Consider the following 21,580-nt stretch of genomic DNA (forward strand, 5'->3'; position numbering starts at 1 on the left):
ACTATTATGCTTGTTGAATAATTGCAGTTATCACAAGCTTCATGTTGATTTCCCTGATTGGTTACTAAATTTAGTAATGATTGAGCCAGCCCTTTTAGCTGGCTTTTTTTATGCCTTTAGTAAATGTTACGCCCTACCCCCCACTACCTTTATTCGTTATGATGGCATGTCTCTAAATTTTATAAGTTTATTTTATGTTTACTCAGTTATTAACGCATATAGATTGGTTAAGTGCCAGCGCAGGGCTTGCAACAGGGCTCGTACTATATGGCCTAGTGTCGCTCCCTTCTCGTAATAAATTAAAACAACACATTAGCGAGCAACAGCAACAGTTATCGTTATTACAAAACCAGTACGACAATAAACAGCTGCAATACACCGCCTTATTTGATGAGCACGAGCTGCTCGAGCAATCACATCAAGAGCAACGCGATGAAGCGCAGCATTTTAAAACTCGCTTTAGCGAGCAAGAAAAACAAAGTGTTCAATACAACCATTTTTGGCGTAAAGCCGAAGGCGAACTTAGTGCCTTGCGACAGCAATATAACCAGCGCGATATTGAGCTTAATAATATGCGAACTACGCTTGAGCAAAAGCAGCAAAACTTTACCGAGCAGCTTGCACAAATAGAGCAAAGCAAAAATGTGCTTAAAAAAGAGTTTGAAAACCTAGCTAATAAAATTTTAGAAGAAAAATCGCAAAGCTTTAAAAGCCTAAATCAAGAAAGCATTGAGCAACTATTAAAGCCAGTTCAAGGGGAGCTAAAAGGCTTTAGAGATAAAATGGAATCGATTCACGTTGAAGACTTAAAACAACGTGCTGCCCTTAAAACTGAGCTACTGCACTTGCAAGCTAAAAGCCAAGCTATTACCGAGCAAGCCGATAAACTTAGTAATGCCTTACAAGGGCAAAAAAAGACCCAAGGTAATTGGGGTGAACTGATGCTCGAAAACGTACTCGACAGCGCAGGCCTGCGCGCGGGTACCGACTACAAACGCGAAGTATCGTTTAATACCGAAGACGGTCGACTGCGCCCCGACGTAGTGGTGTATTTACCTCAGGGCCGCCACTTAGTGATTGACGCTAAAACATCGCTAAATGCTTATACTCGCTACGTTAATGCCGAAAACGAGCTAGAGGCTAGCCAAGCGATTAAAGAGCATGTAAATGCAGTTACCGCGCGTATTAACGAGCTTGCCAGTAAATCGTACGATCGTCTCCCAGGTATAAATTCGCCTGAAGTAGTTATTATGTTTGTGCCTATAGAATCTGCATTTGTAGAGGCGCTTAAATATCAAAGCGATATTTACCAACAAGCTATCGAAAAAAACATTTTAGTTGCTACACCAACTACTCTGCTTACAAGCCTTAATATTGTTAAACAGCTGTGGCGCTTTGAAGAGCAAACTAAATACTCTAAAGAGCTGGCGAATCGTGCAGAGCGCTTTTATAACAAGCTCAATGGCTTTTTAACGAGTATGGAAGGTGTTGGCAAACAACTAGACCGCGCAAAAGAAAGCTACGATAAAGCCTTTTCACAGCTTTACCGTGGTAAAGGCAACTTAATTAAACAAGCTTCAGAATTTAAAGAGCTAGGTGTATCGGTTCAAAAAGAGTTACCAAACGAAAGCGTAGAAAAAGCCCAATTAGAGCTGGATTAAGTTCGATTTATCTCTACTGTTTTATACATTAAAAGGAAGGTTAATGGTTTTTCCCTTACTCAATTCGCAAAGGTTAGCGTTAACCCCTATTAGTTATGAGGATAGAGACGCTATTTTTGCTCTTGGTACTGTGGAGCAAAAATAGCGTTATTTAAGTTTTATGGCTGAAAAGCTAGCAAACGCTGAGGCAAAAGTAATTGAATACATAGACGTATATTACGTAGAAACATTATTTTGGGGCGCAAGTTCTCATACTATTGCGGTTGGTTGGCCTCTAGTGCCTGCCAAATTACAAAAGCTTTATATCAATTTTCATGGTAAAGCGCCGCAAAACTAATACAACTTAAGCTCACATGTACTCGCTTACGCCTTCAATACTCCACCTCATTCAATAACTCATTTATTTTTTCATCGCCAATACACTCTCCATTAGACCAACTTGCATTAAGTAGTGTAATTAAATTACCAATACGCTCAGACTTACGCTGTAGCTGCTCAATTAGTGCATTAGCTTCATGTTGTTTTTGAGTGAGGCGCTCAATAATGGCGTTGTGATCTAGCTCCTCATTAGGCTTACGCAGGGAGGGGATTTCTTCAAGCGAAAACCCTAAACTTTGTGCAAACTTAATCATTTTAAGCTGCTCTACACTGGCTTTGTCGTATTGCCTATACCCGTTGTTATTTCGCGTGCCGTGTGGCAGCAGCCCTATACTTTCGTAATACCGTATGGTGCTTGCTGCAATACCTGAGTGCTTAGCTAGTTCACCTATTTTCATTATTGCCTCTACTATAAAAAAGCGGGTTGACCTTAAAGCTGACTTTAAGGTTATAGTGCCTGTAATGTCAATTTATGGTTTATATGTATGTCTGAGTTTGAACAATCTGCTGTATTTACGCCCTTTACCCTACCAAGCGGTTTAACGCTTAAAAACCGAGTAGTAAAAGCCGCTATGGAAGAGAACCTCGCAGAGGCCGACCTAACGCCATCGCAAGTGCTTAAAAATGTATACAACGAATGGGCAAAAGGCGGTTGCGGGTTAATTATTACCGGCAATGTTATGGTTGACCACCTTGCCATGACAGGGCCAGGCGGCCTTGCCCTTGAGCAGAAAACCGATATAGCGCCTTTTGCAGAGCTTGCTCGTTTAGGGCAACAAAACGACTGTAAAATTGTGATGCAAATTAATCATCCTGGCCGCCAAGTATTTAAAAAAATGGGGGGTAAAGCGCTAAGTGCCTCTGATATTGCGCTTAATATGGGTAAGCACTCTCACTTATTTGCCCAGCCAACAGCTATGGATAAAAGCGAGATTAGTGATGTTATCGCTCGTTTTACCCATACCGCGCAACAGGCCGAAAAAGCAGGTTTTAATGGCGTGCAAATACACGCTGCACATGGCTATTTATTAGCGCAGTTTTTATCTCCACTAACTAATAAGCGTGATGACGAATGGGGCGGTAGCCTTGAGAATCGCGCGCGATTATTACTTGAAATAACACGCAGTATTAAAGCGCAATGCAGCGCCGGTTTTTCGGTATCGGTTAAGTTAAACTCAGCCGATTTTCAGCGCGGCGGCTTTGAACCGCATGATGCGCAAGCAGTTGTTAATATGCTTAGTGCATTAAAGCTTGATTTTGTAGAGCTTTCGGGCGGAAGTTACGAAGCACCGGCTATGCAAGGTCAAACAGGCGATGAGCGTACACTTGCACGTGAGGCGTACTTTTTGGAATTTGCCAAAGCAATTAGCGAGCAATCAACCATACCCATTATGACCACCGGTGGCATTAGCCGATTAGATGTGGCAAATAAAGTAATTAGCTCAGGCGTAGCCCTTGCGGGAATGGCGACTGCGCTGGCTTATCAGCCTAATTTAGTTAATGCGTGGCAAAGTAACTCAGTGCAGCCGCGGTTAATGCCGCGCGTTACTTTTAAAGATAAAACCCTTGCAGGGCTTGCCACTATGGCGCTGGTAAAAAGACAAATTCGCCGAGTGGGCCAAGGCAAACGCGTTAAAGCAAATGCCTCGGCTATTTTTACTTTAATAAGTGACCAAATACGCGCTGCAAAGCTTACAAAGCGCTATCGAAAACGCTTTGCAAAAGAGCTAAATTAATTAGCTCTAGTTTAAACTGATATTTTCTATGCCACACTTGAAAGCGTTGATTGATGGGCGTTAGCATATGCCCAGTTAACGCACTCTTGCGCTAAAATAGCGATGGTATCTAGGCAGGTGTCTGGCGAGTGTTTGGCTTGTTCATTTAACACAAGCGGTATTTCGGTACAGCCAAACAACACGCAGTCAGCGCCTTGAGCAAGCATTAAGTCGTATGCCTTGCTTAATAAGTGGCGACCTTTATTTAAATCGCCCGCTTTTACGGCGGTTATGCCATCCATTATGGCTGCTTGTTGCTGAGAGTTTGGTTCAACAAAATCAATATTGTGCTGCTTAAACGCATTTTGATAAATGCCCATATTAAGCGTAGCGGTAGTGGCTAAAATACCAACCTTTTGTTTGCCCGTGGCTTTTACTTGTTTTATAACGCTTTTTACAATGCTAATGGTGTGTACATCGGCATTTTTAGTGAGCGCGTCGTACCAGTAATGTGCGGTATTACACGGAATAACAATACAACTAACACCTAAGCTTGTTAGCTCTTTAAAGCCTTTTTTAAGCTCAAAAAATGGGTTTTCGTCTTCAAGACCCATTAAAAATTTTGTTCTGTCAGGAATTTGCGGGATATTCCTTATAAACATAGGTATGTGCTCTTGATCATTTTTAGCGGGCGATAGCGCAATTACCTGATTCATAAATGAGGCGGTAGCCAAAGGCCCCATTCCACCTAATACGCCAAGAGTTCTAAGCATGATTGCATTCCGGTTATTGAGTTTATAGGCTTAATTTATAGTGTTTTATTTAGTTTGAATAATGCTATTATTTTACCACCCATGCACAAATTGCATAACTAAGTGGTCGCTATGAATATTGAAAGTAAATGGTTAGAAGATTTTTTAACGCTCTCGCACACAAAAAGCTTTTCGCAAGCGGCAAAGCTTAGGCATATTACGCAACCTGCATTTAGTCGGCGTATAAAAGCCCTTGAAGATGCCCTTGGCGCAGCCCTAATCGACCGAGAAAACTTGCCTATTACCCTTACCCCAAGCGGTAAAATATTTCATATAACGGCGCGTAATTTAGTTAACCAAATGAATACCTCGGTTAGCATGCTTGAGGAGTTGTCGGTGCAGCAAAATTATTCTGTAAAGGTCGCGGCCGCACATTCTTTAGCGAGTTTTTTAACCTTACAACTCGCTAACTTTCAAACACAAGATGAGCGCGACATTGTACTTAATTTAGAGGCTATAGACGTAGATAAAGCCACCGAAGCGCTAGAGCAAGGAGAATGCGACTTACTTATTGCCTTTGATAACGAACGCCTTAAACTGCCGCCGTTTAGTCATCAAAAAATAGGTAATGCTAAGTTGTTACCTGTTAGCGCCTGTGACGAGCAAGGCAAAGCCTTATATAACCTAGAAAGCGCAGCGCCTATACCGCATTTAGCCTACAGCCTCGACTCCTACATGGGGCGGCAGTTAGAGCCTATTATATCGGGCGCTAAGCTTAAAAAGGTGTTTGTTTCATCCATGACTGAGCTTTTAAAAGTGCACGCTGTTGCAGGTAATGGTATTGCCTGGCTGCCCGACTACGTTATATCAAACGAGCTTAAAAATAATACCTTGGTAGTTGTCGGGAGTGAGCACCACTGCGTGCCAATAACTTACTATGCTTACAGGTATCATGCGGCTTTGCACCCCGGTGGTGAAAGTGTCTGGAATAAATTAACCGAACTTAATATAAAGTAACTGTAAACCCCCGTTACAGTTTGGCGGTTTAGTGTACGAACCTTTGGCTTAGCATTAAGAGTAAACAGCTATAAGGCAGAATATAAATGTTTATTGGCACTATTTATAAAATTAAACAGTGCCAAAAGCTTAAGTAAGTTTAAAAGCCAAATTTTCCATTATTGTTTTGCCATTGTGACTTAGCAGGAATCGTTTGAATGGTGTCCCAATGTTCTACAATTTTGCCATTTTCAACACGGAATAAGTCATAAAACGATACGTGTTTATTCATAAATGTACCTTCGTTTACTGCTAGTACAAAGTTGCCTTGGCCTAAAATAATATGGTTTTTACTCACGACCATTGGCATGTCTAATTTAGCTAACTCACCCAACGCCTTACCTAAGCCATTTAAATCGTCTGCTATTGCTGGGTTATGCTGCATATACGCGCCTTTTCCATTGCTAATAAAGTCGTTTATTTTTGCCATATTACCGTTAATCAAAATGGTATTCACAAAGCCTTTAACTAGCGCTTTATTAGCGGCTGTTTTATCTAAGTCGGTAATAGTTGTTGCACCATCTAGCTGAGTACGGCCACTTGGATTTGCAGGTGCTATAGCTTGTAGATTATCCCAATGTTCAACAATTTGGCCGTTTTCAAATTTAAAAATATCAAAGCCTACTTTTGGGCCAAAAAAATTGTATTCGGTATGGGTTACTGTGTAGTTACCATCTGCAAAGGCGCGTTTTACTTGTGCTTTTGCACTGCCTTTTGGCAATTGCTGCATTGCTTGTGAAAAACCAGCTAGGCCATCTTTAACGTCTAAGTTATGTTGTGTGTATTGGTTTGGATTTATGTAGCTAATCGCTTTTGTATCACCTGTTTCTATACTTGAAATAACTGCAACAGCTTTATCGGTAATGCTAACAGCTGCTTGATCTGAAGTGTTTTTTCCAACGTTTGCACATGCACTTAAGCTAACAATTGCTGTGGCTAAAATACTGCGAGTAAATAGTGATAGTGGTTTCATTGTAATGCCCTAATATGTTTGTATGCGGGCATTTTATGTAATGTTTAACATTTACAGTAGAGTGTAAATGGGCGCTAAAATGGTAAAAGTCGAACCTAAGCCATTATTATAAAATAGCCTTACTATGAGCTGCCTGAAATTGACTTGGCGTTGCCCCTGTGTGCTTTTTAAAGTACTTAACAAAGTTGCTAGCGTCATCAAAGCCAAAGTCGTAGGCCAGTTTTTGGGTTGTTATATTACTTATAATTAGGCGGCGTTTTATTTCAATTAAGGTAAACGCGTCAATCATTTGCTTTGCTGTAAGGCCGGTACTTAATTTACAAATACTATTAAGGGTTTTATAGGTTGTATGCAGTTTGTTTGCATACCAGTTAGCATCGCGAATAGTTAAAAAGTGGCTTTGTAGCAACTTATAAAAAGTACCCAGTTTAATACTTTGCTCAGGGTTGATATTGTCGTGGCGCAGTTCTGGGCGAAGCCTATGCAATCCTAAAACCAGTGCGCTAAATAAATACATTACAATGAGAGGATCTGATTGTGAGTGCGCAATTTCTATTTTCATTTCGTTAATGGCATTTATTACACGCGCTTGGCTATGTTCATTAAGCTTAAGTAATGGCGTGTGCTGTTGGCTTAAATGAGTTGGCGTGTAATTAGGTAAGCGCATATTGGTATGTACACGGTCTAAAAATGTTTGTGTAAATAATACTACATAACCCGTTGGTTGTTTAGCAAAGTCAAACGCGTGCACTTGGTCGGGTTGTAAAAAAATAAGTGTGCCTGGAACAAACGGGTATTGTATAAAATCAACCATGTGACTCCCAATGCCCTGCTCTATACAAATAATCATATAAAACGAAACTCGGTGCGCCATTTGCGGGTCGTGAGAATGAATATTACGCTGATACAAATCACTCAGAGGTAATATTTCAAGCTCTGCATTTGCCGACTTTTCGTGGTTAAAGCCAATGTTGGGTATGTCCATTCGCACTTATTTTTGATGTGTTTTATAAAGTGTATGTGAGTTAGCTTGGGCTTATCAAGTACATTAGGAGTTATTAACCCACTTTTTATAAGGCTGGTACTTGTCGTACAGTACATTAAAAACGTAGGTGTATATGAGTATAAACACTAAAAATCTTGCCTCTAGCATAATGGCTGTAAACCAGCTTACATTTAAATACCAAGCAATTACGGGAAGCGTTATTACTACCATACCTAGCTCAAAGCCACATACATGAGTAATACGCGTTATTAAAGTGCGTTCTAAACGGTTATGGCCTGCTAACTTATCAAAAATAATGTTGTAAATATAATTCCAGCACATAGCAAATAACGATAAACCAATCCCTACTATACTCATTTTACCCGCCTCAAACCCTGCAAATAGTACAGTGCTTGGTATAACAATAGCTAAGGCTATTATTTCAAACATAACAGCCTGAAAAATACGTTCTAGTGTGTTCATAAATAACTAATTTAAAGAATGACGATACGGGTATTTTCATTCATTATTAAGATATTAAATAGTTAACTAGTATCGGTAAAAACGATATTTTTAGTGTTGAACAATTACATGCATTTGTGGCAACGGTGGATTCGGGGTCGTTTTCGGCAGCAGCAAGGCAATTAGCTAAAGCGCAGTCGGTAATAAGCCAGCATATAATTAACCTTGAAATAGACTGCAATGCCACTTTATTTGAGCGCACGGGTCGCTACCCACAATTAACCCAAGCGGGGCATAAATTGCTCCCTCATGCACAAGCTTTATTAAATCAGCATCAACGGCTTTTAAATTCGGCTCTAGCATTAAACGACTCAACCCCAAGCGAGGTAACTATAGCCTTAGATGAAGGGATACCATTTAGCGCTATGGCAAGTGTTGTTGAGGAACTAAATAATGCGTACCCAAATGTAACGCTTGAATTTTTAAGTGCCTCAAGCCTCGATGTTATTGATTTACTAAAACAAGAAACCCCACTAACAGGCATTATTTTTAGTGAGCTTAATTTACCCACAAACTTAGATTATGAGTGCATAGGTAGCGTTAACTTTGATTTATATGTAGCTAAATCGCACCCATTGGCAAAACAGGCTGTAAAAAATATTGATAGTTTACGTTTGTATAGGCAGCTGTTAATTCGCTCGCGTAATACGCAAACCAGTAGTTTTCAGCTAAAGGTAAGCCCCGACGTACTTTTTGCCGACAACTACTACTTATTACTACAGCTAACATTACAAGGGCACGGCTGGTGCCTATTACCAGAGCATGTAGCGCATGAGGCTCTGCAGGCTAATGAGTTGGTTAGGCTCCCCATAGAGTTTGAAAAAATGCAGTGGCACGCTAATGTTGATATTTTACAGCACCAAAAATACAGCGACCTCGCTATTTTTAAAACACTTAGAAAACTGCTACGAAATATTTTATAACGCTTATGTACAAGTTTTATTATGGATTTTTACGTCCATAATAATTGGGTGTTTTGTCTCTTTTTTAATAGCGTTGATAAAGCCAAAATAGCGTCATCAACACAGAGTATTAACTAGCTAACGAGGCAACTCCCATGAAAGCAATCGGATATCAAAAAAGTTTACCTATCGAAAACGAACTATCATTACAAGACATTGAACTTGAAACGCCAACAGCACACGGCCACGATATTTTAGTAGAAGTTAAAGCGGTATCGGTTAATCCGGTTGATTTTAAAATTCGCCAAGCAATGCCAGCAGCTGAGGGCGAGTATAAAGTAATTGGTTGGGATGCAACTGGGGTTGTTAAATCGGTTGGCGAAAACGTATCGTTATTTAAGCCTGGCGACAAAGTATGGTACGCAGGCGACATTACGCGCTCAGGCAGTAACGCGCAGTTTCAGTTAGTTGACGAGCGTATTGTTGGCCATATGCCAAGTTCGCTTTCGTATGGCGAAGCCGCAGCATTGCCGCTTACCAGCATTACTGCGTGGGAATTATTGTTTGACCGTTTAAACGTAGCTAAAAACGATGATTCTAAAAGCATTTTAGTTATTGGTGCCGCCGGTGGTGTGGGCTCAATAATGGTGCAGCTATTAAAGCAGCGCACTAAATTAAATATTATTGCCAGTGCTTCTCGTGCTGAAACAATATCGTGGTTAGAAGATTTAGGTGCCGACACTATTGTTAATCACCGTAACCCGTTAAGTGAAGAATTTGCAGCTAAAAACTTAAGCGAAGTGGATTACGTTGTTAGCTTAAACAATACAGAGCAGCACTTACCTGAAATTGAAAAAGTAGTGAAGCCACAAGGTCAATTTGCCCTTATTGATGACCCTGAAACACTTAATATTGTGCCATTTAAAAACAAAAGCGTGTCGGTACATTGGGAGCTTATGTTTACTCGTTCGTTATTTAAAACCGACGACATGCAAGAGCAACACGTTATTTTAAACAACGTAGCCACTATGATTGACCAAGGGCAAATTAAAACCACGGTAGGTGAGCACTTAGGTAAAATTAACGCAGCCAATTTACGCAAAGCGCATCAGCACCTTGAATCGCAAACCGCTAAAGGTAAAGTGGTGTTAGAAGGCTTTTAAGGCCTTTAGCTAATATGGTTTTTTTGAGTATACCCAAGCCCCTAACGGGGCTTTTTTGTGGCTATTATTTATATAACTGATTGTAATTAGGAATATGCTTTACCCAAAATGCAGGGCTGCCAATATACTCTTGTACAGTTTTTATAAATTCGCTCACCAGTGGTGTTTGTTTACGGTGAGGATACAGCGCATAAATACCGGTGCCCGATGCGCTGAGCTTATAATTAGTTAATAGCGGCACTAGCCCCATTTCGTCTATGGGTTTTTCTAGGTTAAATAAATCTAGCATCACATACCCTAAACCCGCTTTTGTGGCATCAAGCATGGCGCGTACATCGCTTACCTTATAGTTGCCTTTCATTTTGTGGGTTTTGTATTCATCACCATGAGGCTGAGTGCTTAATTTTATTTGATCTAGGCTTACATCGCCATTGCCATAAACCACCGCAGGTAAGGCGATAAGTTCTTCAGGTGTGCTTGGCATACCATGGCGTGCAATAAAGTCATTAGAGGCAACCAAAGCAAAGTGCATGTCAGATATTTTTTTTGCCATTAGATTGGAGTCATTCAATTTGCCAATTCTAAATGCTAAATCGTAATGATCGGCAATAATATCGTTGCGCTTATCATCAAGCATGAGGGTTATTTTTACCTCAGGGTATTTTTGCATAAATAAATTAATGGCAGGCTGCACATACTGCTGCCCAAAAAACATGCCCGAGGTAATGCGCAAAATACCTTTAGGTTTTGCTTGGTAGGAGTCGGCAATGCTATGAATATCACTGAGCGTATCAATTAAAATATGCGCTTGCTGGAGTATTTCCTCCCCTGCGGAGGTAAGCGAAAACGAGCGCGTAGAGCGATTAAGTAACTGAATACCTAAGCTGCTTTCTAGCTTTTTAATTTGCTTTGAAAGCGATGAGTTATCCATATCGTGCAGCGCCGCGGCTTTTGCAAATGAGCCTTGCTGTACTACATCAACAAATAACGCTAATTGGTTGGTGATTGACATCTCACTCTCCTAAATCCCAATAAGGTGTATCGGTGTAATAATTGCTCGCAAAATCAACAAACGCGCGCACTTTACTAGGTAAAAACTGCCTGTTTGCGTACACCATATAAAGCCCTATTGGCTCAGGCTCGTAGTCTTTTAATATACGCACAACTTTACCTTGTGCCAGCGCCTCACCAGCTATAAATGTTGGCTGCATGGCAACACCACCACCGGCTATAGCGGCATTGAGTAGCAGGTCGCCATTGTTAGCAACTAGGTTACTTTCAAGCTTTAACTCATTTTTAAGCTCGTTCGCTCCACGTAGCTTTTTGGTGGGCTCGGTGTGTGCGTAGCGTAAATAGTTATGTGATTGCAGCTCTTCTAAGGTAGTAGGTGTGCCGTGCTGCGCTAAATAAGAAGGAGAGGCAAACACCGCTAACCTAATAGGCGCTATTTTTTTAGCAATAAGTGATGAGCTTTTTAAAACCCCAATGCGCAGCGCTATATCAATACCTTGCTCAACAATATCAACAAACTGGTCGGTAAGGTTTAGATCTAATTTTAAATTTGGATAACGCTTTTGAAACTCAACCAATAGCGGTGCTAAGTGCTTTACCCCAAACGACATAGGGGCACTAATACTGAGCACACCAGAGACATTTTCGTTTAGGTTATCGAGCGAATTTTCCATGTCGTCTATATCGTCTAGCACCTGTAAGCAGCGGGTAAAATAGTGATCTCCCGCCTCGGTAGTGCTTACTTTGCGCGTGGTGCGGTGCAGTAATCGGGTAGCAAGCCCCTCTTCTAGCGCAGACACATACTTGCTCACAAGTTGCGGCGATATGTCGAGCTTATCGGCAGCTTTAGAAAATGACCCCTCTTGTACAACACTTACAAAAGTCTTCATGGTGGTTAGCTTATCCATTATTAGCAATGCCTTGTTTATAATTTTTAAATAAAGATCGTATTAATTATGTTTATAAAAACAGTTAAAGTCCACACATCGCATTTTTGCACAGTTAGTGAGTTTTTATAGCGTTATAAACACATTTTTTTGCGTAAATAACTATTTATTTACAACAAAATGGAGTTAATACGTGCTACTGCAGCAATCACGCTTCTTTTTATCCATTCTAACGCCAAGTCGGGTTTATTAATAATGCAGTATCGCTGTACGTGAATAAGCACGCTTATATTTTTATTAATGACTAAGAGATAAAGCCATGAAAAGATTAAACAACAAAGTAGCCATCGTTACTGGTGCAGCACAAGGTATTGGCGCTGCTTATGCAAAAGGTTTAGCTCAACAAGGCGCTAAAGTTGTGCTTGCTGATTTAGCCGACCCAAGCGCAGCTGTAGCTAAGCAATAGGCTGCAAAGTAGATGTAACGAATAGTTAATCGTTAGATGCCATGGTAAAACAAACCGAAGCTGAATTTGGCCCGGTTGAAATATTAGTTAACAATGCCGCTATATTTGCTGCGCTTGAGCTTAAGCCATTTTGGGAAATATCTGAAGACGAATGGGATTTAGTTATGCGCGTAAATGCCCGCGGGCCTTTTCAGTGTACCAAAGCAGTGTTGCCTAGCATGCGTAAATTAGGCCACGGTAAAATCATTAACATTGCATCGGGTACATTTTTACGCGGTGCACCTATGTTTTGCCATTATGTGGCATCTAAAGGCGCGGTTGTTGGGCAAACACGTGCGTTGGCCACTGAGCTTGCTAACGATAATATTTTAGTTAATTGCCTATTAGTTGGCTTAACCGAAAGCGAAGGCGTTAAAAATAACGCACAGTTTGATAAAGCTAAAAATAGCACACTAGGCTCACGAGTAATTAAACGTGCAATGGAGCCTGAAGACTTACTTGGCCCTATTTACTTTTTAGCCAGTGAAGACAGCGATTTTATGACCGGACAATGTATTAACGTTGATGGTGGCGCAATTAACTACTAACACGCCTGATTGCTTATTTAGTGTTAATTTAAAAGCCGATGTTTACGCATCGGCTTTTTAACGAGGGGGTAAATAAAAATCAGTTTAACAATACTGTATTTATAATATCTCAATGCGGGCTTTATTTATTAACAAATAAAAGCCAATAAAATAAGGGGATATTAATAAAATCCTTAGGTATTACCATGGCTCAACCTGCACTATTTATCTCTCACGGTTCACCTATTATGGCCGTACAGCAATCGCCAACGTCTGACTTTTTAAAAGCGCTTGGCAAGTCACTCAACACGCCACGCGCTATTGTTATTTTTTCGGCGCACTTTGATATGGCCCACGATGAAGCGGCTCATAATATTGTAATAACCGCAGGGCAAGCGCCTGAAACCATTCACGACTTTTATAATTTTCCTGCGCATATGTATGACATTAAATACCCTGCGCCAGGTCATCCTGAGATTGCGGGTAATATTGCAACGCTATTTAAAAATAAAGGCATCACAGCAATACTCGATGAACGCCAAGGCTGGGATCATGGAGTATGGATACCACTGCGCTTAATGTACCCGCAGGCAAATATTCCTATTGTACAAGTATCTATAAATACTCGATTAGGCGCAAAAACCATGTATGAATATGGGCAGTTACTTGCCCCTCTTCGTGACGATAATATATTAATTATTGGCTCTGGTGGCATTAGCCACAACCTACGAGAAGTGTTTAAAACCCCTGCTACACCTAACCGTGTACAAATGGTAAAAGCGTTTACCCAATGGGTTGAACACACGCTTCTAGCGCAAGACACGCCCGCACTTTTAAATTACTTAACCGATGCACCCCATGTGTTATTTAACCACCCTACCCAAGAGCACTTTTTACCACTCTTTGCTGCTTTGGGCGCAGGCGGCAAGCAAGTTGAAAAACTCTTTAGTGATATTGAAATGGATATTTTAGCGCTTGATACCTATAAGTTTTATTAATTTTAATCAGCGCGCTGCAAGCGCTTTGTGTTTTTTTAATCAAAGTGTAATGGGGGTTTACAAAGCGTATGTTGGGTTAAGAGCAGCAAAGCCCAACATAAAGTTATAAAGTGGGCTTTAACGCAGCTTTTTAATGTAATTAGATGTGGCGCTATTTTTATGCGCGTCACCATAAATAATTGGTGACGGATAGTATTCTGCGTCTAACTGTATGGTGGAGGCAACATCTTCACCAAAATAATCAGCAATAAAAGCAAGGCACATATCCATACCTGCTGAAACACCCGCACAAGACCAGATATTGCCATCTTCTACAAAGCGTTCTTCAACTACGGTTACGGTGTTATCTTTTTTAAGGTGATCTAGAAAAGCCCAGTGGGTGGTTACTTTTTTATGCTTAAATAGCCCCGCTTTTTGCATTAAATACATACCAGTGCAAATAGATAAAACACTGTGGCAGTTTTCAGCTGTTTTTTTAAGATAATTAATAACGTCAAGGTCTTCCATTGCTATACGTGCACCACTACCGCCAGGTATAAATAATACATCGGGCTGCACTGGGTCAGTAAAATGATAATCGGCACTAAAACGCATGCCGTGCTCACCTGAGGGAGTCATAGAATTTAGCGATATTAATTTGGGTTTTTCACATAACCCCTTTTCTGCCAGCAGACCTATTAGTTCCCATGGACCAACTAAATCCAGCTCTTCAACTTTGTCGTAAATTAAAAAATATATTTTCATACTATGTTATTTAGTCCTTTAATTTTTTAGCTTTTAAATAATTTGCCTAACAGGGCTTTCACATAACTGAGGGAGCCTTTTTATTTAAGCTATAGAGCCAGAATTTTATGCGTTTATTAAATCATTACTTGGGTCAATTTTATTTTTTTGGGCACATTTCTCTTCCTGTTGGGTCTGTGCCTAAAACACTCTCATAAAGGCCACTTAATTCTTTAATCGGCCGGCCTTCATCATCGGTTATAAATAACCCCCAATTTACATATTCGTTATCTTCAACAACTTCGGGGTCATCCATTAGGTAAGTCATACTAAATATCATTTCTGCACCAATACATCGAGCGAACTCTGTAATCGCATTTTTGCTAACACCTGCGTCTATCATTTCTTTGATGGAGTGCATCATTCCGCTGTATGGGCCATTATCAGTTGGATCATAATTTTTTAAGATGTGCTGAATCCATTCATCGTTGTCTGGAACGACATTACTCCACGCACCCTTTAAAAATAAAAACCTAGCCAGCTGAGGGATACCTTCTTCTATTTCGCTCTCTGCCCACTGTTCAGGGTTAGAAGCTCCAAACTTTCGAAAGGTTTCGGTTAACTCTTGTTTGTTCATTACGGGTACTCTAATTAGTTGTTAGATTTGGTTATAAACAATCTACTTTCACTTAATTTGTGATTCCACATAGCTTTAAAAAGTCATGTCGTTGTAGGTACAAGTGATCAATTAATTTTTACCACTGTTTTAGGATCTTTGTATCTAGCCTCTGGTTTATTTGGCTATAAAATAGGGGAGCTAGATGAGTCGTAATTACCTTCGATAGTCGTCATCTGAGTACTTATGAAGTAATCTACTTTTATAACCAGAGCCTGTGAGAAGGTCTTTTAGAAAGTTATCGAGATATATATTGTCAGCTTCTGTATTAGATACTGGGTTTGTCTTTGAAAAAAATAGAGTCCATGCGCAATCTTTCTGCTTAGCAAACCTGTATACACCTCTGAGATCTGTATTAGGTAGTATATCAAAATACCACCTAGGAGACTCTTTTATAAATTGCCCATATGTGTACTCAAGTTGCGGATCGCTCGATGGATCATCAATATTTTTGATCCCACCTTTATCCTTCCATTTGTATAATTTTCTGTAGCCCTTTTCAGCTAAATAAGCATTAACGTTTTTAACTATATCTTTTTCATCACTTCGGTCGCATATTAAACCATACTCAACAGCATCCATTTGAGACTCCATGTGTTTTAAATATTGGCATTTGTATTTATACAAAAGCTAGTTGCTCGAACTTATTGAAGGTCAGCATTTTCGTAACTATCTTATAGTTATAATTTTGGAGTTCCAAGCGTTTGTTAAACTTTAAATCCCTAATTAATGCTTGTTGATTTTTACAATAACTCTAATAGTTTTATTATGACTTTATTCCACCGCTAAATTTACAACAATTGCGAACTTTAATTTAAAAGGTATTAGTTTTTAGCTCTTAGATTGAGTTAGATCTGCCTTAATTTGTGTCCTCTTACCCAAAATTAATTATGGGCGGCTACTAAAATGATCATCCATATAGATAAAATCCTTTCAATTATTATGATTTTAATGCTCCAACTTTTAAAACAGATAAGCTTTATTAATTTGAGCAATCGTTCAAAGTAAGTTAAGCTCAAAACGACTAACCTACAAGTATCTTAAATTTATTGGGAGCAAACATGGCAACCACACTCGCATTTGACGTATACGGTACGCTTATAAACACTCACGGCGTGCTGTCTTTACTTGAAGATATGATAGGCGATAACGCGCAAAAATTTTCAAATACATGGCGCGAAAAACAATTAGAGTATTCGTTTAGGCGTGGGTTGATGCAAAACTATATTCCATTTTCGTTATGTACAAAACATGCCCTAGATTACGCGTGTTTAGCGCACAAAACGCAGCTTAGTGATGATCAAAAGCAGCAATTGCTTGAGCAGTATAAAATTTTACCCGCCTTTGACGATGTGAAAAAAGGCCTTGAGCAACTTAAAGCGCAAAATTACCGGTTGTTTGCATTTTCAAATGGCGCTGCTGATGCGGTAAATAAATTGCTCGAAACTGCAGGTATTAGTGAGCTTTTTGAAGGTGTAGTAAGTGCCGACGATATGAAAACATTTAAGCCAAACCCAGGTGTTTACAGCCATTTTTTACGCGAGACCAATTCAACGGGCGCAAACACGTGGCTTATTTCGAGTAACCCGTTTGATATTACCGGCGCTATTTCACATGGTATGCGCGGAGCATGGATAAAACGCTCTGAGGATTCTATTTTTGATCCGTGGGAAATTCAGCCAATCACCGTAGCCACCGATCTAGTGGATTTAAAAAATAAGCTTGAAGATATCAATTAAGCTGCATTTTTTCTTTTATATCCCTCTTTAGCACTTAAGGTTTAACCGAGTTGTAAAGGGGGGTTACCTCTTATAGTGGTACTGCCCACTTATAATACGTTCGCTTTTTGCTACCCCCTCTCATCTCTCAACTCTTATATTTTAACTATCGCACTATTTTACAAACTGTCATTATTTAGCACGCATTTTGGCACCTTCTCATAGCTCATTTTATACACTTTGTTAGTTTTAAAAGTAATTCCTTATAACTAATCAGTCACTCCTAATTGTGAAAATAAACCTATATCTAACCCTTAATCATTATTGTAAATGCAAATTGTTACCATTAAGATCCTCAACCCCAATACAAGTACAACCAAGGAGCGAATATGTCACAATTACAATCGGCGCAGCTCAGCCCTGTCGAAAATAAAGCAATATTTGAGCAAAACGGGTTACCTCCTCAATTTAATCTCGATCAGTTTATTAACTACCAAATAGCGTCGTTGCAGGGGCTTTCGGCTGTACAACAAGCTATGGCTAAAGCGCAAAAGCCGTTTTCTGGCGTGTCTGTTAATACGCTTGCCGCCACTGTAAATGATGTCGATTTAGCCAAACCTCTAGCTGATTTCCCAGCGGTATTAAACGAGCTTAAAAGTGTGTATTTAGATCACGCTGTGTATTTTCATCATCCGCGTTATATGGCGCATTTAAATTGCCCCGTTACGTACCCTGCGGTTGTGGCTGAGCACATCATTGGCGCAATCAACACTTCGGTAGACACCTGGGATCAAAGCGCTGGCGCGACCCTTATTGAACAAAAATTAATTGATTGGAGCTGTGAAAAAGCAAAATTACCTAGCACTGCCGATGGTGTTTTTACCAGTGGTGGTACGCAATCGAACTTAATGGCTATGCTTGTTGCTCGCGAAGTTGCAGTGAGCCGCTATGCACCTAATCATGAAGTAAAACTGCAAGGCTTGCCTGAAGTAGCCTCACGTTTTCGTATTTATTGCTCTGAGGTTGCGCATTTTAGTATTCAAAAGGCAGCGGCATTACTGGGCCTTGGTTATAACGCGGTAGTGCCCGTGGCTACAAACAATAAAATGCAAATGGATATGGACGCACTTAACCACGCAATTGCGGATTCTAAAGCTAAGGGCGATTTACCTATCGCTGTGGTAATTACCGCAGGTACAACCGATTTTGGCTCAATTGACCCTGTTGAGGACATAGCAAAACTTGCTAAAAAAGAGCAGCTTTGGTGCCATGTTGACGGCGCATACGGCGGCGGATTATTGGTAAGTGAGCATCACCGAAGTGCTTTAAACGGCATAGAACAAGTAGATTCAATTACCATTGATTACCATAAATCGTTTATGCAACCGGTTAGCTGCAGTGCTTTTTTATTAAGTGACAAACGCCACTTTAGCCATATTACCCTTTACGCTGACTATCTAAACCCGCTTGCTGAGGCCGGCAATGGCACGCCAAATTTAGTTGATAAAAGCTTACAAACCACACGCCGTTTTGATGCCTTAAAACTGTGGTTAACACTGCGCACCATGGGTGAAGCGCCACTTGGGCGAGCGTTTGATAAAGTAATTGGCCTTGCTCGTCAAACCCATATTGTGCTTAACGACCACCCTGATTTTGAAGTTATAAATTACCCAGAGCTTAGCGCACTGGTATTTCGCTTTGCGCCAGAGGAGCTAAAACATAACCCCGATTTACTCGACACCCTAAACCTGCACGTACGCCAAACATTCTTAAATACTGGTGAAGCCATGATTGCGCGCACCAAAATTAACGGCCGTCATTACCTTAAATTTACGTTACTTAATGCCCAGTGCCAATTGAGCGATGTACGCGCCGTGCTTGAACAAATTAGCACTATTGCGTGGCAAACGTATAAGGAGCAAAAATAATGAGTAACCAACCTTATGACTTTATAGCCATTGGCCTTGGCCCATTTAATTTATCGTTAGCGTGTTTAAGTGAGCCGCTAGAGGACGTGAAAAGCTTATTTTTAGAGCAGCGTAGCCAATTTGATTGGCACCCTGGAATGATGCTAGAAGGTGTTACCTTGCAAACGCCGTTTATGTCTGACTTGGTGACCCTTGCAGACCCTACCAGCAAGTACAGTTTTTTAAATTATGCCAAGCTTAATAATCGCTTATACCCATTTTATATTCGCGAGAGCTTTTTTTTACTGCGTAAAGAGTACAACCTCTATTGCCAGTGGGTGTGCTCGCAGCTTAGCAACGTAAGCTTTGAGCAAAGTGTAACTAAGGTTGAGTTTTGCCAGCAAAGTGAGTGCTATACCGTTACCTGTAAAACCCCAAATGGAGAGCAACACTATGTTACGCGCCACTTAGTGCTTGGCACCGGCCCTGCCCCATATATTCCTGATTGTGCAGTGCAAAGTAATTCTAATAATGTACTGCACAGTAGCGATTTTTGCCACCGCCTTGATGAGCTAAAAGCTGCTAAACGCGTTACGGTTGTAGGAGCTGGGCAAAGTGCGGCTGAAATTTATCACACCTTATTACAACAAGCTGTGCCACAAGGTTTACAACTAGATTGGATTGCACGATCGCCGCGTTATTTTCCGCTGGAATACACTAAACTCACCCTTGAGATGACCTCTCCTGAGTATGTTGATTACTTTTATAATTTAAAAACCGAGCAACGAGATTGGCTTAATCAAAATCAAAAAAACTTATTTAAAGGCATTAATGGCGATTTAATTAACGACATTTTTGACACCCTTTACACGCAAAGCCTAGATGGGCCCATTTCTACCACATTTAAAACTAACAGCAAGCTTACTAATACACGTAAAAGTGCTGGGCGCTTAGTCACTGAGTTTTATCATCAAGAGCTAAATGAAGCCTTTGAAATAAAAACCGATTACTTAATTTGTGCCACGGGCTTTAAATACAAGCGCCCTGCTTTTTTAAACCCCATTGCACAGCAACTTCCAGAAGATGAACAAGGCCGCTACTTAGTTAGCCGCGAGTATGCGGTAGATAGCGAACAAAAACGTATATTTGTACAAAATGCAGAGCAGCACACCCATGGTTTTGTAACCCCCGATTTAGGCATGGCGTGTTATCGCAATAGTATAATTTTGCGCGAAATACTCAGTTATGCGCCGTATCAGGTTGAACAAAAAATTGCTTTTCAGTGTTTTGATTTAAGCGATGTAGAAACCCATTCACAGCAAAAGAGTAACGCCGCATGAGTTTACGTTTAGCGCTTATTTTGCTTACGGTTATTTCGGTAGTGTGCGACACCTTATTACTGCCGTTTTATCCGCAATTTTTTGCCAGCGAATTTTCTGTAAGTAACCCCACACTTATTGGCGTGTTTGTAGCTAACTGTTGTATTACCGTTATGCTCGCGCTGCCACTGTGGGCAAAGGTTGCCAAAAAATACCACGAGCTGGCTCTTTGGCTTGTAACGCAAGTGATTGCCGCCTGCTTTGGTTTACTTTGTTATTTTGCAACTAACGTGTGGGAATTTTGGTTTTATTATCAGCTTATGTTGGTGCTTAAAGCCAGTTACCTGCTTATTTACCCGTTTGCACTGCGTTTAGAGCAGCAAAGTAAGCATCTTTCTATTATTGGCTTGTTTTCGGTACTTATGCACTTTGGTGCTATTGGCGGCGCGTTAGTGGGCGGGTACTTTTTTAGTATAAATGCACCGCGTTATGCATTGTTATTAAGTGCTGCGGGCGATGTTATACAAGTGCTGTTGTGTGCCTATTTAATGGTGAGCTTAAAGTTAGGTATTTATCAGCACGCGATTGAAAGCGAAAAACCGCGTACTCGTACGCCGTACTTTATTTGGCAATTTTGCTTTATAAGCGTGGTGGTTTATTTTAGCGCGTTTTTAATTAGGCCGTTTTTTACTACCCACTGGCAAGGTATGAGCGCACAAAGCAGTGCATTCCAAAGTGCGCTTGTGTACGCCATTCCTGCTTTTGCAGCCCTACTTATGCTGTTGTTTAACCACTTTAGGCAGTACTTACCTCTTCCTACGCTTAGCCGCACTAGCACGCTATTGTGTGCACTTATTTTTGGCGCTATTGGGCTTTATTTACAGGCGCAAGGGTCGGTGTGGTTAGTGGTTAGCTCACGCGTTTTATACGGTATAGCATTGTTTCAGGTCATGGTTTTATTAGAAGTGATGCTATTTGCTAAAAGCGAGCCTGCTCACTACGGCAGTGATTTTGCCAAGGTACATGTTGCGCAAAATATTGGCGTTATTTTAGCGTCGTTATTAGTGGGTATGAGTGTGGAATATTTTAATACCACCGTGCCTTTTTACTTTGCTGCCATTGGCTTTGCAAGCCTTGGCGCTATTTTGCTATGGCGCGTTAAATTTGTTGGCCAAGCTGCACACACAGCCACTTAATAATTA

At 40.5% G+C, this 21,580-nt stretch carries 22 protein-coding genes and 1 pseudogene; 13 read left to right on the top strand and 10 right to left on the bottom strand.

Annotated elements, in window-relative coordinates:
* Positions 1 to 194 precede the first annotated feature (194 nt).
* Positions 195 to 1,661 carry a DNA recombination protein RmuC gene (locus CWC04_RS10785; protein WP_138685407.1) on the top strand — a complete coding sequence of 489 codons (1,467 nt, stop codon included), beginning with the start codon at positions 195 to 197 and terminating at the stop codon, positions 1,659 to 1,661.
* Positions 1,662 to 1,818: 157 nt separating this feature from the next.
* Positions 1,819 to 1,998, top strand: a pseudogene (locus CWC04_RS19680) (DUF7674 family protein); the annotation flags it as partial.
* 34 nt (positions 1,999 to 2,032) lie between these two features.
* Here the strand turns inward: CWC04_RS19680 and CWC04_RS10790 are convergent.
* Positions 2,033 to 2,437, bottom strand: a complete 405-nt coding sequence (locus CWC04_RS10790; protein WP_138685408.1) for a MerR family transcriptional regulator — start codon at positions 2,435 to 2,437, stop codon at positions 2,033 to 2,035.
* 87 nt (positions 2,438 to 2,524) lie between these two features.
* Between CWC04_RS10790 and CWC04_RS10795 the strand changes: the two genes are divergently transcribed.
* Positions 2,525 to 3,775, top strand: a complete 1,251-nt coding sequence (locus tag CWC04_RS10795) for an NADH:flavin oxidoreductase/NADH oxidase family protein (RefSeq protein ID WP_138685409.1) — start codon at positions 2,525 to 2,527, stop codon at positions 3,773 to 3,775.
* A gap of 26 nt (positions 3,776 to 3,801) precedes the next feature.
* Here the strand turns inward: CWC04_RS10795 and cuyB are convergent, their stop codons facing one another.
* Complete coding sequence (gene cuyB, locus CWC04_RS10800) at positions 3,802 to 4,527, bottom strand: cysteate racemase (protein ID WP_054981991.1); 726 nt, start codon at positions 4,525 to 4,527, stop codon at positions 3,802 to 3,804.
* 111 nt (positions 4,528 to 4,638) lie between these two features.
* Here cuyB and CWC04_RS10805 point away from each other — a divergent pair, with 111 nt between their 5' ends.
* On the top strand, positions 4,639 to 5,523 hold the full coding sequence (locus CWC04_RS10805; protein WP_138685410.1) for a LysR family transcriptional regulator: 885 nt from the start codon (positions 4,639 to 4,641) through the stop codon (positions 5,521 to 5,523).
* Positions 5,524 to 5,662: 139 nt separating this feature from the next.
* On the opposite strand, the gene CWC04_RS10810 is transcribed toward CWC04_RS10805, so the two are convergent.
* From CWC04_RS10810 to CWC04_RS10820, 3 genes are all read right to left on the bottom strand, one after another.
* The gene (locus CWC04_RS10810) at positions 5,663 to 6,535 is read right to left on the bottom strand and encodes a nuclear transport factor 2 family protein (protein WP_138685411.1); all 873 of its coding nucleotides are present in this window, start codon (positions 6,533 to 6,535) and stop codon (positions 5,663 to 5,665) included.
* Positions 6,536 to 6,641: 106 nt separating this feature from the next.
* Positions 6,642 to 7,520: an AraC family transcriptional regulator gene (locus CWC04_RS10815; protein ID WP_138685412.1), complete on the bottom strand. Its 879-nt coding sequence runs from the start codon at positions 7,518 to 7,520 to the stop codon at positions 6,642 to 6,644.
* Positions 7,521 to 7,583: 63 nt separating this feature from the next.
* Positions 7,584 to 8,003, bottom strand: coding sequence for a PACE efflux transporter (locus tag CWC04_RS10820; protein ID WP_138685413.1), 420 nt, complete (start codon positions 8,001 to 8,003; stop codon positions 7,584 to 7,586).
* Positions 8,004 to 8,089: 86 nt separating this feature from the next.
* Here CWC04_RS10820 and CWC04_RS10825 point away from each other — a divergent pair, with 86 nt between their 5' ends.
* Both CWC04_RS10825 and CWC04_RS10830 read left to right on the top strand, forming a co-directional pair.
* The gene (locus CWC04_RS10825) at positions 8,090 to 8,965 is read left to right on the top strand and encodes a LysR family transcriptional regulator (RefSeq protein ID WP_138685414.1); all 876 of its coding nucleotides are present in this window, start codon (positions 8,090 to 8,092) and stop codon (positions 8,963 to 8,965) included.
* Positions 8,966 to 9,099: 134 nt separating this feature from the next.
* Positions 9,100 to 10,107, top strand: coding sequence for a zinc-binding alcohol dehydrogenase family protein (locus CWC04_RS10830; RefSeq protein ID WP_029771784.1), 1,008 nt, complete (start codon positions 9,100 to 9,102; stop codon positions 10,105 to 10,107).
* Positions 10,108 to 10,171: 64 nt separating this feature from the next.
* Here the strand turns inward: CWC04_RS10830 and CWC04_RS10835 are convergent, their stop codons facing one another.
* Complete coding sequence (locus tag CWC04_RS10835) at positions 10,172 to 11,119, bottom strand: LysR family transcriptional regulator (RefSeq protein WP_054981994.1); 948 nt, start codon at positions 11,117 to 11,119, stop codon at positions 10,172 to 10,174.
* Between the two features lies 1 nt (position 11,120).
* Positions 11,121 to 12,026, bottom strand: coding sequence for a LysR family transcriptional regulator (locus CWC04_RS10840; protein ID WP_055254245.1), 906 nt, complete (start codon positions 12,024 to 12,026; stop codon positions 11,121 to 11,123).
* A 298-nt stretch (positions 12,027 to 12,324) separates the two neighbouring features.
* Between CWC04_RS10840 and CWC04_RS20005 the strand changes: the two genes are divergently transcribed.
* From CWC04_RS20005 to CWC04_RS10850, 3 genes are all read left to right on the top strand, one after another.
* A complete protein-coding gene (locus CWC04_RS20005; protein ID WP_276537831.1) occupies positions 12,325 to 12,471 on the top strand; it encodes an SDR family NAD(P)-dependent oxidoreductase in 147 nt (48 codons plus the stop codon).
* Positions 12,472 to 12,512: 41 nt separating this feature from the next.
* Positions 12,513 to 13,058 (top strand): SDR family NAD(P)-dependent oxidoreductase, encoded by a 546-nt coding sequence (locus tag CWC04_RS10845; RefSeq protein ID WP_283235105.1) that lies wholly within the window; start codon positions 12,513 to 12,515, stop codon positions 13,056 to 13,058.
* Positions 13,059 to 13,243: 185 nt separating this feature from the next.
* Positions 13,244 to 14,035: a DODA-type extradiol aromatic ring-opening family dioxygenase gene (locus CWC04_RS10850; RefSeq protein WP_138685415.1), complete on the top strand. Its 792-nt coding sequence runs from the start codon at positions 13,244 to 13,246 to the stop codon at positions 14,033 to 14,035.
* Positions 14,036 to 14,152: 117 nt separating this feature from the next.
* Here the strand turns inward: CWC04_RS10850 and CWC04_RS10855 are convergent, their stop codons facing one another.
* From CWC04_RS10855 to CWC04_RS10865, 3 genes are all read right to left on the bottom strand, one after another.
* Positions 14,153 to 14,779: a DJ-1/PfpI family protein gene (locus CWC04_RS10855; protein WP_138685416.1), complete on the bottom strand. Its 627-nt coding sequence runs from the start codon at positions 14,777 to 14,779 to the stop codon at positions 14,153 to 14,155.
* Positions 14,780 to 14,918: 139 nt separating this feature from the next.
* Entirely contained in the window at positions 14,919 to 15,395 is a 477-nt protein-coding gene (locus tag CWC04_RS10860) for a hypothetical protein (protein WP_138685417.1), read from the bottom strand.
* A gap of 195 nt (positions 15,396 to 15,590) precedes the next feature.
* Positions 15,591 to 16,016: a hypothetical protein gene (locus tag CWC04_RS10865; RefSeq protein WP_138685418.1), complete on the bottom strand. Its 426-nt coding sequence runs from the start codon at positions 16,014 to 16,016 to the stop codon at positions 15,591 to 15,593.
* Between the two features lie 479 nt (positions 16,017 to 16,495).
* Between CWC04_RS10865 and CWC04_RS10870 the strand changes: the two genes are divergently transcribed.
* The 4 genes from CWC04_RS10870 to CWC04_RS10885 all read left to right on the top strand — a co-directional run bounded on the left by CWC04_RS10870 (position 16,496) and on the right by CWC04_RS10885 (position 21,574).
* Positions 16,496 to 17,173: a haloacid dehalogenase type II gene (locus CWC04_RS10870; protein ID WP_138685419.1), complete on the top strand. Its 678-nt coding sequence runs from the start codon at positions 16,496 to 16,498 to the stop codon at positions 17,171 to 17,173.
* A 368-nt stretch (positions 17,174 to 17,541) separates the two neighbouring features.
* Positions 17,542 to 19,080, top strand: coding sequence for a pyridoxal phosphate-dependent decarboxylase family protein (locus CWC04_RS10875; RefSeq protein ID WP_138685420.1), 1,539 nt, complete (start codon positions 17,542 to 17,544; stop codon positions 19,078 to 19,080).
* Positions 19,080 to 20,399, top strand: a complete 1,320-nt coding sequence (locus tag CWC04_RS10880; RefSeq protein WP_138685421.1) for a lysine N(6)-hydroxylase/L-ornithine N(5)-oxygenase family protein — start codon at positions 19,080 to 19,082, stop codon at positions 20,397 to 20,399. The genes CWC04_RS10875 and CWC04_RS10880 overlap by 1 nt, the downstream gene beginning before the upstream one ends.
* Complete coding sequence (locus CWC04_RS10885; RefSeq protein ID WP_138685422.1) at positions 20,396 to 21,574, top strand: MFS transporter; 1,179 nt, start codon at positions 20,396 to 20,398, stop codon at positions 21,572 to 21,574. The genes CWC04_RS10880 and CWC04_RS10885 overlap by 4 nt, the downstream gene beginning before the upstream one ends.
* Positions 21,575 to 21,580: the final 6 nt, after the last annotated feature.

It is taken from the genome of Pseudoalteromonas sp. S2893 (genome assembly GCF_005887105.1).
GTDB classification, from domain to species: domain Bacteria; phylum Pseudomonadota; class Gammaproteobacteria; order Enterobacterales; family Alteromonadaceae; genus Pseudoalteromonas; species Pseudoalteromonas atlantica.

What these genes read in the sequence shown, in the direction of transcription:
- CWC04_RS10815 (WP_138685412.1), bottom strand. Translation starts at nt 7,520, where the DNA reads ATGGACATACCCAACATTGGCTTTAACCACGAAAAGTCGGCAAATGCA.
- CWC04_RS10805 (WP_138685410.1), top strand. Translation starts at nt 4,639, where the DNA reads ATGAATATTGAAAGTAAATGGTTAGAAGATTTTTTAACGCTCTCGCAC.
- CWC04_RS10860 (WP_138685417.1), bottom strand. Translation starts at nt 15,395, where the DNA reads ATGAACAAACAAGAGTTAACCGAAACCTTTCGAAAGTTTGGAGCTTCT.
- CWC04_RS10875 (WP_138685420.1), top strand. Translation starts at nt 17,542, where the DNA reads ATGTCACAATTACAATCGGCGCAGCTCAGCCCTGTCGAAAATAAAGCA.
- CWC04_RS10855 (WP_138685416.1), bottom strand. Translation starts at nt 14,779, where the DNA reads ATGAAAATATATTTTTTAATTTACGACAAAGTTGAAGAGCTGGATTTA.
- CWC04_RS10835 (WP_054981994.1), bottom strand. Translation starts at nt 11,119, where the DNA reads ATGTCAATCACCAACCAATTAGCGTTATTTGTTGATGTAGTACAGCAA.
- CWC04_RS10830 (WP_029771784.1), top strand. Translation starts at nt 9,100, where the DNA reads ATGAAAGCAATCGGATATCAAAAAAGTTTACCTATCGAAAACGAACTA.
- CWC04_RS10840 (WP_055254245.1), bottom strand. Translation starts at nt 12,026, where the DNA reads ATGGATAAGCTAACCACCATGAAGACTTTTGTAAGTGTTGTACAAGAG.
- CWC04_RS10870 (WP_138685419.1), top strand. Translation starts at nt 16,496, where the DNA reads ATGGCAACCACACTCGCATTTGACGTATACGGTACGCTTATAAACACT.
- CWC04_RS10885 (WP_138685422.1), top strand. Translation starts at nt 20,396, where the DNA reads ATGAGTTTACGTTTAGCGCTTATTTTGCTTACGGTTATTTCGGTAGTG.
- CWC04_RS10850 (WP_138685415.1), top strand. Translation starts at nt 13,244, where the DNA reads ATGGCTCAACCTGCACTATTTATCTCTCACGGTTCACCTATTATGGCC.
- CWC04_RS10865 (WP_138685418.1), bottom strand. Translation starts at nt 16,016, where the DNA reads ATGGATGCTGTTGAGTATGGTTTAATATGCGACCGAAGTGATGAAAAA.
- CWC04_RS10790 (WP_138685408.1), bottom strand. Translation starts at nt 2,437, where the DNA reads ATGAAAATAGGTGAACTAGCTAAGCACTCAGGTATTGCAGCAAGCACC.
- CWC04_RS10845 (WP_283235105.1), top strand. Translation starts at nt 12,513, where the DNA reads ATGGTAAAACAAACCGAAGCTGAATTTGGCCCGGTTGAAATATTAGTT.
- CWC04_RS10810 (WP_138685411.1), bottom strand. Translation starts at nt 6,535, where the DNA reads ATGAAACCACTATCACTATTTACTCGCAGTATTTTAGCCACAGCAATT.
- cuyB (WP_054981991.1), bottom strand. Translation starts at nt 4,527, where the DNA reads ATGCTTAGAACTCTTGGCGTATTAGGTGGAATGGGGCCTTTGGCTACC.
- CWC04_RS10820 (WP_138685413.1), bottom strand. Translation starts at nt 8,003, where the DNA reads ATGAACACACTAGAACGTATTTTTCAGGCTGTTATGTTTGAAATAATA.
- CWC04_RS10785 (WP_138685407.1), top strand. Translation starts at nt 195, where the DNA reads ATGTTTACTCAGTTATTAACGCATATAGATTGGTTAAGTGCCAGCGCA.
- CWC04_RS10795 (WP_138685409.1), top strand. Translation starts at nt 2,525, where the DNA reads ATGTCTGAGTTTGAACAATCTGCTGTATTTACGCCCTTTACCCTACCA.
- CWC04_RS10880 (WP_138685421.1), top strand. Translation starts at nt 19,080, where the DNA reads ATGAGTAACCAACCTTATGACTTTATAGCCATTGGCCTTGGCCCATTT.
- CWC04_RS20005 (WP_276537831.1), top strand. Translation starts at nt 12,325, where the DNA reads ATGAAAAGATTAAACAACAAAGTAGCCATCGTTACTGGTGCAGCACAA.